A 14,213-nucleotide genomic window follows, 5' to 3' on the forward strand; every position below is an offset into this window, starting at 1 on the left:
GTTCATTCCCCCATTTTTCCATCATCATCTGAAACTTTTAATCCTCTTGGCCCTAAATAACGAACTCTCGGTCTGAAAATGCGATTATGCAAATGCTGTTCAATGACATGAGCAGCTAATCCACTTGCCCTTGCAGCAAAGAAAATCGGTGTATAAAGTGAAATTGGAATCCCGAGCTCGTAATAAATAGGTGCGGCGTAATAATCAAGATTCGGATAGAGGTTTTTCTTCTCTTTCATGTATGCCTCTCCTGCTACACACATGTCATAAAGCGCTGTATCTCCCTTTGATTCCGTAAGCGTTTTCAATGATCGTTTTAAAAGAGCGGCTCTTGGGTCCATTTTTCTCATGTATACCCTATGGCCAAAGCCCATCATTTTTTCCTTTGCTGCTAATTTTCGCTCAATCAGCGCAAGGAAGCCTTCCGTTGTTTTCCCTTCGAGAAGCATATGCATGACAGCTTCATTCGCTCCTCCGTGCAAGTCACCTTTTAATGAAGAAATTGCTCCAGTAAAAGCACCATACATATCAGAATGTGTGGATGCGATGACTCTAGCGGCAAACGTTGAATTAGGAAGCTCATGTTCACTATATAATGTGAGTGTTTGGTCAAAAGCGGTGATTTCGTCTTGGGTTGGCGTGCGTCCTGTTAGCATGGTTAAAAAGGTTTCAGTGTAGGATTTGGTCTGATCTGGAGAAATAGCGGCGTCTTTTGTGAGAATATGGTAGCTTCCAGCGACAATGGCCGGCAGCTGGCCGAGTAATCGAACAGCACGCTTTTGCTGGCATGCTTCTGATCGATCTTGTAATGCATCATCGTACCCACTTAGAGCAGATATGCATGTTCTCATGGCATCCATCGGATGGGTGGTTTTTGGCAGCTTTGTTAAAATGGTTTGAATGGTTGGATGTAAGTTGGTTTGTGAGGAAATGTCTTGCTGAAATTGGTGATATTCCATCGCATCTGGCAATCTTCCATAAATAAGCAGATAGGCTGTTTCTAAATAGGTCTTTTTTTGTGCCAACTTGATGAGGTCATACCCGCGAATTACAATCTCTTCTTGCTGCACATCTAAGTATGAGATAGACGTTTCGCTTGCCACAATGTCTTCAAGCCCCGGTTTATACTGCAGTTGTTCAGTCATCATATAACCCCCGTTTCGTTCAATTGTTGTTCTCCAAACGAGCAAACGGCCAGAAATGATGTGAGTCTATAGATGGGAAGATACCGTGCAAGTCGGATACCCAATTCCCATTTTATCCAAAGCACTGCATCTTGTAAATAAAAGAACGTATGTCCAGTTGGACATACGTTAGCTGTAGTATGGAGAAATCATCATATACACAATGACGCCAGTGAGACTGACATAAAGCCATAGCGGCATGGTCCAGCGAGCAATTTTACGGTGACGCTCGACTTGCATCTGTGCACCTCTAAACAGCGTAATCAGGGCAAGCGGTACAATGACTGCTGATAAGACGATATGTGTGATTAAAATAAAGAAGTAAATTGGACGGATGATCCCTTCTCCTCCGAAATGGGTATCAGCTGCCATTGAGTGATAGGTCACATACGAAATTAAAAAGACAAGTGTCGTTGAAAATGCAGCAAAGATAAATCGTCGATGCGCTTTAATGTTCTTTTGTTTAATCATGATGAGTGCTGAAAGTAAAAAGATAAACGTAAAGCTGTTCATCACGGCATTAAGTAACGGCAAAAATGTAATATCCAGATGGCTAAATTTATCTGATTTTGGCATTAAAAATAATAAAGCGATTAATCCGTTTATGGCAATTGTTAAAATGATCACAATACCAGTAAAATTTTTCGGTTTTTGATTCTGTTCGTTCATGTTTGAAAACCTCTCTTTATTAGTTCCGACTAAGAGTATGTTATTTAAATTTCTCTATAAAGTCAATGAATTCGCTGTCTTCGTCGAATTTTAGACAAACTTGCAGGTTGCAGGCGTTCTAACGGCTTGAAAGATCCATCCACTTCCTTTAAAATTGGAATTTATGTGATTTTTATCATTTCTGATAGGAAAGGAGTAATGGACTTGTCAATCTTACAGGAAACAGCCAAAGATGTGAAGACGTTAGAGCAAGAATTACAGCAATTGCAGTTCCAAATGTATCGAATGCAAGAAAATATGAAAGATATTTCGAAAAAAGCAAAAATCATTGGCATCGATCAAGCGAAAGAAGATGAGTGGCTGATCGTCTCTGCCATTGAAAGTGCAGATACATGTAAAATTATGCTCAGCGATTGTGAAAAAGCTTTTCGCGGACAATCTGATTTTTCCTTAATTGCGGAATATCCTGAAGAAGGAAAGATTCATATTGCCGATATTAAAGGTCCGCCAGATAATGGGTATGGCTCCATCTGCATGAAGCATTTAAAAGAAATCGCAAGAGATCAGAACATCCCCGTGATTACTGGCGACCTCGTCAAAAGAGACTGGGATCACGTGGACCGCTTGATTCATTTTTATGAAAAGCATCAATTTGATGTCCAGATCAATTGGAAAGAACAAAGCGGAGAAATTTATTGGGTGGACAGCTAACGACAAAAAACCAGCGTGTATCATAAGATATGCGCTGGTTTTTTGTCGAAAATGCAAATTTTTCAGAAAAATATGTGTATTTTTGACCAAAAAAAGGGTACAATAAAAGCATCAGGCCGCCACCTGATGCTTTCTTCCAAAAAACAATTGTTTACTAGTTAAGTACTTTTACTTTGACTGATTTTACGCCCCAATTTTTCGCTTGGGATTTGCTTGGTACATGTACATCAATTTTGTTACCTTTAATTGCGCCGCCAGTATCTGCTGCGATGGCTTCACCGTAGCCTTCAACATAAACCTTACTTCCTAATGGAATGACATTAGGATCTACTGCAATGACTTTTGCATTTGGGTTTTTGTTTAAGTTTACCCCTGTTGCAGTGATACCTGAGATGCCACCATCATTTGCTGTATAAGCCGTAGCCGTAACAGTCATTTCTTTTTGTACACTTTGACTAGCAGAAGATGATTCTGCTTTAGCTGTTTCCTTTTTAGGAGCAGCTTTTTTCGTTGTTTGCTCTTTTTGGACAGGTTCCTGTTTTTGAACAGGTTCTGAGCTTACCGGAGCCGAGCTTTGGCCAGCAACACTTAGTGTTGAACCAACCATAATTATATCTGAGTTTAAGTTATTCCAAGACTTAATATCGCTAATTGACACATTGAATTTTTGAGCGATTTTCCAGAGGCTGTCCCCCTTCTGGACTTTATACTGCTCCTGAGTTTTCTCTTTTGAAGAGATTGTCAATTTATCACCTACATAGATCATATCAGTAGATAAATTGTTCCAACCCTTTAGGTCCTTTAGAGACACATCATTTTTTTGTGAGATTCCCCAAAGTGTATCACCTTTCTGTACAGTGATTTCCTTTGCAGAAGCTTGCTGCGCTCCAAATGCTGTTGTTGAGATTGCTGCAACAGCAACCAAGGACATAATAGTCTTCTTCATAAAGTAAATCCTCCCTTGTTAGCTTTTTATGGCGGCTAACGAGTGCTATCGTAACATATGTAAATGTCAATTCAATAACAAAACGATATGTTTTAGATTACAGTTCCTTTACATGAAACATCTCTCTCCATTGGTAAATCAGACCACAAAACGGCTTGATTCCCCGTCATATCAAGGTTTTACAAGGATTGAAAATGACCTGATGAAAACGCGTCCAAATGCAGCGAAAAAAATTTATTTTTCTTCTTCAAACTCTTTATTTTTTCTCTTTTTCTATAAATAAACGAATTTCTTCTAGAAAAACATCTCCATATTTCTCTCTTTTTTGAGCGCCAATCCCCTTAATTTGGAGTAATTCATCATCTGTTTTAGGCTCTACAGCTGACATTTCCTTCAATGTTTGATCAGAAAATACAACAAATGGCGGGACGCCTTGCTCTCTAGCTAGCTTCATTCTCAACGCTCTCAATCGCTCAAATAATGCATCATTTTCTTGAATGGCCTCTGCTTTGATCGCCTGCTTTTTATACACTGTCTCTTGTCCAACTAACACTTTTTTCCCTTTATGGGTCACCTTAAGTGTTGGGTAAGCACCTTCAGACATGTGCAAATACTCTTCTGTAATTAAAAATTCAATGAAGTCACTGATTTGCTGAGCCGAATGTTGTTTCATTAAAGAATATGTAGGGAGACGATCGAAACCTAGCTCTAGCACTTTTTTATTTTTAGAGCCTGCCAATACTTGGGCGATCATCATTTTACCGAATCGCTCATTCATTCTCACTGTACAAGATAACACCATCTGTGCTTCTCTTGTGACCTCTTCACGCTCTCTTTCATCAAGGCAGTTGCTGCATTTACCGCAAGGCGAACTAGCTGTTTGATCAAAATAATCCATCACAAATTGCTGCAGACATTGCTCAGTATGACAGTAATCCACCATTTGCCTTAATTTAAGCAGCTCATGCTGGTAGCGTGTCTCATCTTCTATTGACTGCTCAATGAGAAAGCGCTGCACTCTTACACCTTGAGGTGAAAACAGTAAGATGCATTCACTTTCAAGCCCATCTCTGCCGGCACGACCAGCTTCTTGATAGTAGCTTTCAATATCCCTTGGAATTTGATGATGGATCACAAAACGTACATTCGACTTATTGATTCCCATGCCAAATGCTGATGTGGCGACCATCACCTGGATATCATCATTTAAAAAGAGGTTTTGCTGCTCTTCTCTCGTATGATCATCCAATCCACCATGATAAACACCAGCTTTGATCTTTTGTTTTTTTAGTCGATGATAAATGTTATCCGCTTCTTTACGAGTGGCGGTATAAATAATGCCAGACTCAAGACTGTTTTTCTTCATATATTGTGTGATGAAACGTTCACTGTTTTCTCCTTTGATCACTTGAAAGGACAAATTTTCTCTAGCAAACCCAGTAAAGATGGTTTCTTCTTCGTTGATACCAAGCTGTTCACATATATCTTGATGGACCTTTTTCGTCGCTGTAGCTGTTAATGCGACAATCACCGGTCTTTTTGACAGCTTGTTCAAGCATTCTTGAATGAAGCGATAACTTGGCCTAAAATCATGTCCCCACTCGGATATACAGTGCGCCTCATCAATCGCAATTAAAGGAATCGTTAACCGATCTAACAGCTGAAAAAAACGTTCATTTTGTAAGCGTTCAGGTGTGATATAAAGCAGTTCATATTCCCCTTTTTCGCATTTTTTCAGCCTTTCATTCATTTCAGCTGCGGACAGAGTGCTGTTTAAAAAGGAAGAACGGATGCCCATCTCATTTAACGCATCAACCTGATCCTTCATTAAAGAAATAAGCGGAGATACCACGATCGTTGTACCTTCCATCATTAGTGCAGGGATCTGATAGCAAACTGACTTCCCTCCGCCTGTCGGCATAATGCAGACGGTATCCTTTTGTTTATTTACAATCGCTTCAATGGCTTGTTTCTGTCCTTTTCTAAAGGCATCAAAGCCATAATATTGTTTCAGGAGTGCTTCTGCTTGTTCTAACATTCAATTCCCTCTCTGTCATTTGTTTTGTCCATTTTAACATAGATTCTTGCCTCTACAGGCGATCAGTTGAATTTCGTCTTTTTACAAAATAAAAAGCCATTTTCCGAAATGGAAAATGGCTTGAATCATCCTAGGAAAAGCTGCGGATGCCGTAATCTAAGTAAGAAAGTTTTAAACCACCACTCCTCAAAGTGGGTGTTTGCAGAAACGTTCCTGTCTTCCTCTCTAAAGAGGCATGACATTCCGGCTTCAATATAAAACTCCCTATTACAGCTTAAAGGTTAAAACTTAATTAACATTACGCGCATCGCAGCCTTTAAACTATATTACACGAAAGTTTATTAAATTTCAAGAGATCTTTTTTCTATAAAAGACTCGTGTATACAAAAGTTTTGTCCTTGTACACATAAGAAAAAATTATTCTAAAAAAATGTAACTTACACTTATTTCCCTATTTTTCATCGTCTATGTCAACATCCTGCTCTTCCTCTAATCGTTCATACGTATCTGAATGCATCTGATCCATTGTTTGTCTATTTGTTAAATCACGCATTTGATCAGAGAAATTACGGTCAAACTCGTTTGGGTCTTGAGTGGTTTCTTCATTTTTCTTCGCATCAATTGAATAACGTGTATATGGGACTGCTTTTAAACGTTCATATGGAATGTCTTTCCCTGTTTTCTCACAAACCCCATATGTTCCGTCTTCCATTCGTTTCAGTGCTGCATCAATTTCGTCTTCAAGCTGGCCATCAACTTGGTCCAGTGTTTGTTCGGTCATGCGGTCTAAATAGATGCTCCCATGATCAGCGATATGGTTTCCAACACCATTTGAAATCTCGCTGGATTCACTTAGCATAGATTCTTCTTTCTTTTTTGACCCTTTTACATCTTCCTTTAATTGATTCAATCTTTCGTATAAATCAGCTTTTTGTTCTTTCGTTAAGCCCACGGTCAATCACTCCTTTCTTATTACCTACCCGCTGCAAACGAAATGAAAACATCAAAAAAGCCGCCGCCTTTTTGGCAGCAGCTTTCTTCTCTTACAGGGTGCGAAGTGCTTCTTCTACTGGTTTATCCCCTTTAATTAAGTCAAAGGATTTATTTTTCACATTGGATTCTGTTAAGCTTTCCACAAGTACAGCGGCTACGTCCTCTCTTGAAATCTCAATGTTTTGATCATCTTGAATATGCTCCGCTGCTTCGATCTTTCCTGTCTTTTCCTCATGCAGCAAAGCACCTGGACGGACAATGGTGTAGGAAAGCCCAGACTGTTTTAAATGTTCATCTGCTTTTCTTTTCGCTTCATAATAAATTTCCATACTTCCTTGCCCTTTTCCCTGGTTTGGATCATCGGCATTATAGGAACTTAGCATCACAAAATGCTGAATGTTTTCTTTTTTCGCTGTGTCAACAAGACGTTTTGCACCTTCTTGATCCACTGCAATCGTCTTATCTGCACCTGTTTTTGAGCCTGAACCAGCTGCAAAGATGACAGCATCTGCTTGTTTCACAGCATCTGTCACATCCTTTTCAAGATCACCGATGACAGGTGCTGCACCAAGTTCTTTTAGCGCATCCGCTTGTTTTTCATCTCGAATGAGAGCAAAAGGTTCATGTCCTTTTTCTTTTAAATAACGAATGACGAGCCTGCCTGTATGTCCATTTGCTCCAGCAACTAATACTTTCATTGTTCATTCTCCTTTCTGTATCTGTTTCATCTTTATCCTTTTTTGCTATCATTCAAACACCTAAACAAAAAAAGCCCCTCCCAGCAAATATGGGGAAGGGCTCAGGCAATGTGCGATCTATAAAAAAAAGTAGAATGAGAAAAGTGCATGTGATCTATGTAATCGCAAGGTTGATCAGCAAAGATGTTTTGTCAAAATGGCTTGCACATCACTCAAATCCGTCTCTTTTGAAAAATCGAGTTCAAATACTTTTGAGCTTGTGACAAGCAGCATACCTGTGTCCTGATCAAACACGCCAGCTTCTTGAATGGCAAAACTTTCAATTGATCGATACGGCAAGGAGACCCTGACTTTCTTCTTAGAAAATACGCGGTTATCGCCAAAGATCAGTCGTTTATTGGTGAAACAAATTTGGTCGTGACGCAGTCTGTAAACAGCTTCAATTCTTTCCCCTTCAATTAGTAAGGATTCGAATTTCTTATCATTTTGTTTACTGACAGAAAAAATACCCACGTAAACCCCCTCTTCCTCCATCAAATTCCTTTATGAAAAAACGGCCACACGCTCTGTGGGTACGTTTTGTTCTCACTTATAGAATACGCTATAAATAGTCGTTATTCCATTACGAATAGATTAAATTTCATTTAACTTTTTCTTTTTGATTCGATGCTCTTTCCTCTACTTATTTAGACAGTTAAAGCAGGAAAAAAGTTTCAGTTCTTTTTGAGAAAAATGGTTGAATTGTGACCAATAAAAAAACAGTGATTTTTTCAAATCACTGTCAGCGTGTAGACAAACCCTCGCATTCTTTGTCAGTCCTGCGAGCCGGTGCTCACGAATGTCAAATTCGCTCCGCGCCGGTACTCGTCCTTCCTAGGGCTGCAAAGGTTTTCATGTCACGCTGAAAAAAAAGACAAAGTGCTAAAATAAAAATCATTTTAGCACTTTGTCAACAATCTGGACTATTCGTCTTTTGGTGTTTCAATGGTTCCCTCGGCATATACATCGGAAATCTGCTCAAGCGTAATTGCCATATCAGCATCTTCGTTATCATGCCAAGCATTTTGTTGATTCTGCTCATCTGTTTGCTTCTTTTTCATCATCATCACCCTTTACTGTTTTTCTTAGTATGAGTGATGATCACCAAAATCATTCAGCAGAAAAGTCTTCGAAATACTCTTTATAATACCCGCCTACTTTACCTGTATTATCAACGACAAACAGGAATTCTTCTGTTTCATTTTTCACTTCATATGTGCTTCCAACCGTTAGTGCACGGTCGACCATATATTTTTTCGCATTCGTATGTATACATTTTACTTGTTTTAACGTTTGAGCCGTTTGCCAGTTTTGATGGATCATGATTTAAAAACTCCTTTTTTCATCTATACATTTATTGTAGCCAATTTTTCATGAAATGCAATGAGTGTTATGGATTGCTTTCGTACATGTGGTGTAATATGATGAATGTATACGTTTACATCCATGTGCGTATACTAGATCATTTGCTTCAGGTCCGCTTTTTCACCTAGAACTCGCAGAACAATCCATATCTTTAAGGAGGTTTGTTTATTTATGAGCTCTACAACACTTCAAATTAGTTCAAAACTCGAATCTTTTCTCCAAGGGACGAAAAAACTCTACATTAATGGTCAGTTTGTCACAAGTCACGATAACAAAACCTTTTCAACTCCTAACCCAGCCACAGGTGAAACCCTTATTGATGTATATGAAGCAGGTGCAAAAGACATTGATGAGGCAGTAAAAGCAGCCAAAAAAGCCTTTCATGGTCCTTGGCGCTCCATGTCTGCCGCCGAACGCGCCCGCCTCATGTTTAAGCTTGCTGATTTAATGGAAGAAAACCTAGAAGAGCTCGCTCAGCTTGAAACTTTAGATAACGGAAAACCAATTAATGAAACAACAAATGCAGATATCCCTCTCGCAATCGAGCATATGCGCTATTATGCGGGCTGGACAACCAAAATAAGTGGGCAAACCATTCCTGTCAGCCAAGGATACTTTAATTATACCCGTCATGAGCCTGTTGGCGTTGTTGGACAAATCATACCTTGGAACTTCCCGCTGCTTATGGCCATGTGGAAAATGGGTGCTGCACTTGCGACAGGCTGCACCATCGTGTTAAAACCAGCAGAACAAACACCCCTCTCTGCGCTTTATTTAGCTGAATTAGTGGATAAAGCCGGCTTCCCAGAAGGTGTGATTAACATCGTACCTGGATTTGGCGAAACAGCCGGGAATGCGTTAACCGATCACCCTGATGTGAATAAGCTTGCCTTCACGGGGTCAACAAGTGTTGGGAAACTCATCATGGAGAAAGCAGCCAAATCCATTAAGAGGGTCACATTAGAACTTGGCGGAAAATCACCAAACATTATTTTACCAGATGCAGATTTAAAGAAAGCCATTCCAGGTGCTTTAAACGGCGTCATGTTTAACCAAGGTCAGGTATGCTCTGCAGGTTCGAGGGTCTTTGTTCACCGGAGTCAATATGATGAGGTTGTCGATCAAATGGCTGAATATGCGACATCCCTCAAACAAGGAGCCGGTCTTCATCAAGATACGCAAATCGGACCTCTCGTAAGTAAAGAACAGCACGAGCGCGTGTTAGGCTATATTGAAAAAGGTAAATCAGAAGGTGCAACAGCCGTTGTCGGTGGCGATTGCCCTTATGAGGCTGGTTATTTTGTCTCCCCTACTGTTTTTAAAGATGTAGAAGATGACATGACCATCGCAAAAGAAGAAATCTTTGGACCTGTCCTATCTGCGATTCCTTACGATTCCATTGATGAAGTGGTCGAAAGAGCCAACCAGTCTGACTATGGATTAGCCGCAGGACTTTGGACAGAAAACTTAAAGCATGCCCATGATATTGCTGCACGTCTTGAAGCAGGCACGATTTGGGTCAACTGCTATAACGTCTTTGATGCTGCCTCCCCGTTTGGAGGATATAAGCAATCAGGTTTAGGCAGAGAAATGGGATCATACGCTCTTAACAACTATACAGAAGTCAAAAGTGTGTGGATTAATCTCCAAGACTAATGACGCCTATAAAGCCGGTGACTATGTCATCGGCTTTTTTGTGATTGCATGTGACAGGCAGGCTCCTGAATATAGTAATAAAGGAAAGGAGCATGGCCGAATATGCAAGATTTTAAAACAAAAGTAAACGAATATATTGATGAATTGCACATGCAACTGCAGAGCAGACAACGAGAAGATGGTGCTTTTGTCTTCTGCTTTGAAGGGCCAATGATGACAAATGCTTTTTTGATTATGCTGTTAAAGGCTGTCGGCGATTCGGATCAGGCACTCGTTCATCAATTGGCAGAAGCTATACGCGAAAAGCAAAATGAGGATGGTTCTTTTTCTTTGTATCATGATCAGGCGGGACATGTAACCGCGACTGTGCAAGGCTATTGTGGAATGCTCGTGTCAGGCAGGTATCAACAAGATGAGCCGCATATGGAAAAAGCAGCACATTTTATTCGATCAAATGACGGCTTGAAGAACGTTCATTTTATGACAAAGTGGATGCTTGCTGTCAATGGCATGCACCCTTGGCCATACTTCTATGCACCACTTTCATTTTTACTCATCCCTACATACTTCCCGCTTCACTTCTATCATCTTAGTGCATATGCAAGAATTCATTTTGTCCCAATGATGATCGCACTCAACAAACGATATACCTCTCATGAACAGTTTCCAAACTTAGCACATCTTGATGCAAACATGTCTAAAAATCCTTTTGACTGGTTTATGGCAAGAGAAGAACGTTCCACTCACCACTTTCTAGCATACATGCGGTCGTATACTGCACTCGACAGCCGGCTCGACTTTTTCGGGTATGAGGCAGCGAAGGGGTATATGTTTGACCGCCTTGAAAAAGATGGCACGCTGTACAGCTATTTAAGTGCCAGTATTTTTATGGTCTATGCACTCATGAGTCTTGGATACTCTCCGGGCCATCATCTCATTTTAAAAGCAGTCAAAGGGATGAAACAGCTAGTCACTGACTGTGGGTGCAGGAAATATGCTGAGAATTCTACATCCACTGTTTGGGATACAGCGCTTGTCAGTTATGCTTCTCAGCGAGCAGGCAGAACACAAGATGATCCAGTTATCAAAAAGTCTTTTACGTACTTACTGAACCGGCAGCAAATGAAGAAAGCAGATTGGGCGATCCATAACCGGCATGCGGCTCCGGGAGGCTTTGGTTTTTCAGATTTGAACACAAATAACCCAGATTGTGATGATACGCAAATTGTGTTAAAAGCCATTCCTCAAACTTACGCTCCCGTTCAGTGGAAACGAGGATTTGATTGGCTTCTTTCCATGCAAAACCGGGATGGCGGCTTTTCAGCTTTTGAAAAAAATCAAAATCACTTCTTGCTTCGTCATCTCCCGCTCGAATCTGCTGAGGATGCGGCCATTGATCCTTCTACTCCTGATATTACAGGTCGTGTGCTCCATCTTATCGCTCTTGAAGAGAACAACAAGTCACCACTCATGCAAAGGCAAAAAGATCATTGTGTGAAATGGCTGCTTGATCATCAAGAGAAAAACGGATCGTGGTTCGGCAGATGGGGCGTTTGCTATATTTATGGTACTTGGGCTGCGTTAACAGGACTAAAGGCTGCTGGCATCTCCTCATCGCATCCTGCTGTTCAAAAAGCATGTCGATTTTTAAAAACAATTCAATTAGAAGATGGCAGCTTCGGAGAATCGTGTAAAAGTGCAGAGGTTAAAAGGTACGTCCCGCTTCCATTTGGGACAGTAGTTCAAACGGCTTGGGCTGCTGAGGCACTTTTACAATATGTGCAGCCAGATGACAAAGTGATTTTAAAAGCCATCTCATTTTTGATTCAACATCAGCACTCGAGTGAAGCCTTGCACTATCCAGTAGGCATTGGTCTTCCAAAGCAATTTTATATCACCTATCATAGCTATCCATTTGTCTTTCCAATGGTGGCTTGTTCCACATTTTTAGAAGAAATGAGGCGTAAAAATGAATAAGGAAGAATATCGCATGCAGCTTAAAGATTGGCTTAGCTCCATTCAAGGTGCAGTTCAAGATGAAAACATCCGTCAGAAAGCAGAACATTTATCGTTCATCATGAATGATGAACATTCCAGTGAAGAAGAGTGGTACGAATTGGCTGAAAGTATTGCAGAGGATATAATCCCACAAGATGCAATGCGAGATGTTGCAGTTGGCGGCCATCAATTACCCCCTCTCCCGTACCGCTATGATGCATTAGAACCGTTTATTTCAAAAGAGATTATGTATTTGCATCACCAGAAGCATCATCAATCATATGTTGATGGTCTGAACCAAGCTGAGCTTGCCTTAAAAAGAGCAAGAAGAACCAATGATTTTAAAATGATCAAGCATTGGGAACGGGAGCTTGCCTTCAATGGTGCGGGACACTATTTACATTGCATTTTTTGGTTTTCTATGAGTCCTTCAGGGAAACAAAAGCCCACTGGGCAAATGCTTCGTCTTATTGAACAGTCGTTTGAAAGCTATGATGCATTCAAATCCCAATTTTCAGCTGCAGCCAAACAAGTTGAAGGTGTTGGATGGGCCATTCTCGTATGGGCACCAAGATCTCAGCGATTAGAGATTTTACAAGCAGAACGCCATCAATTTTTATCACAATGGGATGTAATCCCTCTTCTAACTCTTGACGTATGGGAGCACGCCTACTATCTGCAATATCTTAATGAAAAAGCGACATATGTAGATCGTTGGTGGAATGTCGTTGACTGGCGTGAGCCAGAAGCACGTCTTAAGCAAGCTCAGCAAGTGAAATGGGCCCCTTTTTAAAAACGCTACTCCATGTAGGCATTTGCTTATATGGAGTATTTATAGTTTACATAATATTATTATCAAAACTAAAAGAACGGGTTGTTTTTTCAGAAAATTCATTTAAAATAAGAAAGATATGTGAGGAAAGAGAGCTGAAGCAATGAATGAAGATTTTATTAACCATTAGTCACTTTGCAGGAAGAACCTTTGCGATTTGGGTCATTTTATTTGCGTGTCTTGGATTTGCCTTTCCTGCCGAATTTTCTAAGATTGGACCTTATATTCCTTTTTTACTCGGTATTATTATGTTTGGGATGGGGCTTACCCTGTCTGCTGAAGATTTTAAAGAGCTGTTTCGAAAACCTCTCTATGTGCTGATTGGGGTTCTAGCGCAATACACACTCATGCCGCTTATCGCCTTTCTATTAGCTTACGGATTACAGCTTCCTTCTGAAATTGCAGTAGGCGTTATTCTTGTGGGCTGCTGCCCAGGCGGTACAGCATCCAATGTGATGACCTTTTTGGCGAAAGGAAATACGGCATTATCTGTAGCCGTCACCACCTTATCGACCCTTCTTGCTCCATTTTTAACACCTGTCTTTATTTTACTCTTTGCAAGATCATGGTTACCTGTATCGCCAGAAGCGCTATTTTTGTCAATTGTACAAGTTGTGTTGATCCCAATTATCTTAGGCGTTATCGTTAAATTGTTTTTCAAAAAACAAGTGACCTATGCGGTTCAAGCACTGCCGCTTGTATCTGTCGCCGGAATTGTAGTGATCATTGCAGCGGTTGTTAGTGCAAATAAAGAGCAGATTCTTCAATCTGGGCTGCTGATATTGGCCGTTGTGATCTTACATAATGGACTTGGTCTTTTATTTGGTTACCTTATTGCAAAGTGGTGCAAAATGGATATCCCTTCTCGAAGAGCCATCTCGATTGAAGTAGGCATGCAAAACTCTGGACTTGGTGCAGCTCTAGCGACAGCACACTTCTCGCCACTTGCAGCCGTACCAAGTGCCATTTTTAGTGTGTGGCATAATTTATCTGGTTCCTGGCTTGCGACGTATTGGTCAAAGAGAGGAAATGCTGAAAATGAAAAGAAAAAAAGCTAGCACCTTAATGGGTGCTAGCTTTTCAA

The 14,213-nt window shown here is 40.5% G+C and carries 14 protein-coding genes and 1 other RNA gene; 5 read left to right on the plus strand and 10 right to left on the minus strand.

Annotated elements, in window-relative coordinates:
- Positions 1-2: 2 nt before the first annotated feature.
- Both mmgD and MKY18_RS09510 read right to left on the minus strand, forming a co-directional pair.
- On the minus strand, positions 3-1,145 hold the full coding sequence (gene mmgD / locus MKY18_RS09505; protein ID WP_342497496.1) for a citrate synthase: 1,143 nt from the start codon (positions 1,143-1,145) through the stop codon (positions 3-5).
- Between the two features lie 168 nt (positions 1,146-1,313).
- Positions 1,314-1,853: a DUF420 domain-containing protein gene (locus tag MKY18_RS09510; protein WP_003215636.1), complete on the minus strand. Its 540-nt coding sequence runs from the start codon at positions 1,851-1,853 to the stop codon at positions 1,314-1,316.
- Positions 1,854-2,057: 204 nt separating this feature from the next.
- Between MKY18_RS09510 and MKY18_RS09515 the strand changes: the two genes are divergently transcribed.
- A complete protein-coding gene (locus tag MKY18_RS09515) occupies positions 2,058-2,564 on the plus strand; it encodes a hypothetical protein (protein ID WP_080773011.1) in 507 nt (168 codons plus the stop codon).
- Positions 2,565-2,718: 154 nt separating this feature from the next.
- Here the strand turns inward: MKY18_RS09515 and MKY18_RS09520 are convergent, their stop codons facing one another.
- The 8 genes from MKY18_RS09520 to MKY18_RS09555 all read right to left on the minus strand — a co-directional run bounded on the left by MKY18_RS09520 (position 2,719) and on the right by MKY18_RS09555 (position 8,601).
- On the minus strand, positions 2,719-3,510 hold the full coding sequence (locus MKY18_RS09520) for a 3D domain-containing protein (RefSeq protein ID WP_003216022.1): 792 nt from the start codon (positions 3,508-3,510) through the stop codon (positions 2,719-2,721).
- Between the two features lie 256 nt (positions 3,511-3,766).
- Positions 3,767-5,548: a DNA helicase RecQ gene (recQ, locus tag MKY18_RS09525; RefSeq protein ID WP_065098187.1), complete on the minus strand. Its 1,782-nt coding sequence runs from the start codon at positions 5,546-5,548 to the stop codon at positions 3,767-3,769.
- Between the two features lie 133 nt (positions 5,549-5,681).
- Positions 5,682-5,867, minus strand: a non-coding RNA gene (ssrS, locus tag MKY18_RS09530) — 6S RNA.
- A gap of 132 nt (positions 5,868-5,999) precedes the next feature.
- A complete protein-coding gene (locus MKY18_RS09535) occupies positions 6,000-6,500 on the minus strand; it encodes a TraR/DksA C4-type zinc finger protein (protein ID WP_065098188.1) in 501 nt (166 codons plus the stop codon).
- Between the two features lie 91 nt (positions 6,501-6,591).
- On the minus strand, positions 6,592-7,239 hold the full coding sequence (locus MKY18_RS09540) for an SDR family oxidoreductase (RefSeq protein ID WP_065098189.1): 648 nt from the start codon (positions 7,237-7,239) through the stop codon (positions 6,592-6,594).
- A 174-nt stretch (positions 7,240-7,413) separates the two neighbouring features.
- Positions 7,414-7,752 carry a PH domain-containing protein gene (locus MKY18_RS09545; protein WP_024422682.1) on the minus strand — a complete coding sequence of 113 codons (339 nt, stop codon included), beginning with the start codon at positions 7,750-7,752 and terminating at the stop codon, positions 7,414-7,416.
- Between the two features lie 449 nt (positions 7,753-8,201).
- Entirely contained in the window at positions 8,202-8,339 is a 138-nt protein-coding gene (locus MKY18_RS09550; RefSeq protein WP_223250615.1) for a DUF4025 domain-containing protein, read from the minus strand.
- 49 nt (positions 8,340-8,388) lie between these two features.
- A complete protein-coding gene (locus MKY18_RS09555) occupies positions 8,389-8,601 on the minus strand; it encodes a DUF6501 family protein (RefSeq protein ID WP_003215772.1) in 213 nt (70 codons plus the stop codon).
- Between the two features lie 213 nt (positions 8,602-8,814).
- Here MKY18_RS09555 and MKY18_RS09560 point away from each other — a divergent pair, with 213 nt between their 5' ends.
- The 4 genes from MKY18_RS09560 (at position 8,815) to MKY18_RS09575 (ending at position 14,187) form a co-directional block, all read left to right on the plus strand.
- Positions 8,815-10,299: an aldehyde dehydrogenase family protein gene (locus MKY18_RS09560; protein ID WP_065098190.1), complete on the plus strand. Its 1,485-nt coding sequence runs from the start codon at positions 8,815-8,817 to the stop codon at positions 10,297-10,299.
- Between the two features lie 102 nt (positions 10,300-10,401).
- Entirely contained in the window at positions 10,402-12,276 is a 1,875-nt protein-coding gene (locus tag MKY18_RS09565) for a prenyltransferase/squalene oxidase repeat-containing protein (protein ID WP_113768480.1), read from the plus strand.
- Positions 12,269-13,090 carry a superoxide dismutase gene (locus tag MKY18_RS09570; RefSeq protein ID WP_065098192.1) on the plus strand — a complete coding sequence of 274 codons (822 nt, stop codon included), beginning with the start codon at positions 12,269-12,271 and terminating at the stop codon, positions 13,088-13,090. Before MKY18_RS09565 ends, MKY18_RS09570 begins: the two co-directional genes overlap by 8 nt.
- A 146-nt stretch (positions 13,091-13,236) precedes the next feature.
- Positions 13,237-14,187, plus strand: a complete 951-nt coding sequence (locus MKY18_RS09575; RefSeq protein WP_106067071.1) for a bile acid:sodium symporter family protein — start codon at positions 13,237-13,239, stop codon at positions 14,185-14,187.
- The last annotated feature ends 26 nt before the right edge of the window (positions 14,188-14,213 follow it).

It is taken from the genome of Bacillus sp. FSL R7-0672 (assembly GCF_038601465.1).
Classification (GTDB): Bacteria; Bacillota; Bacilli; order Bacillales; family Bacillaceae; genus Bacillus; species Bacillus pumilus.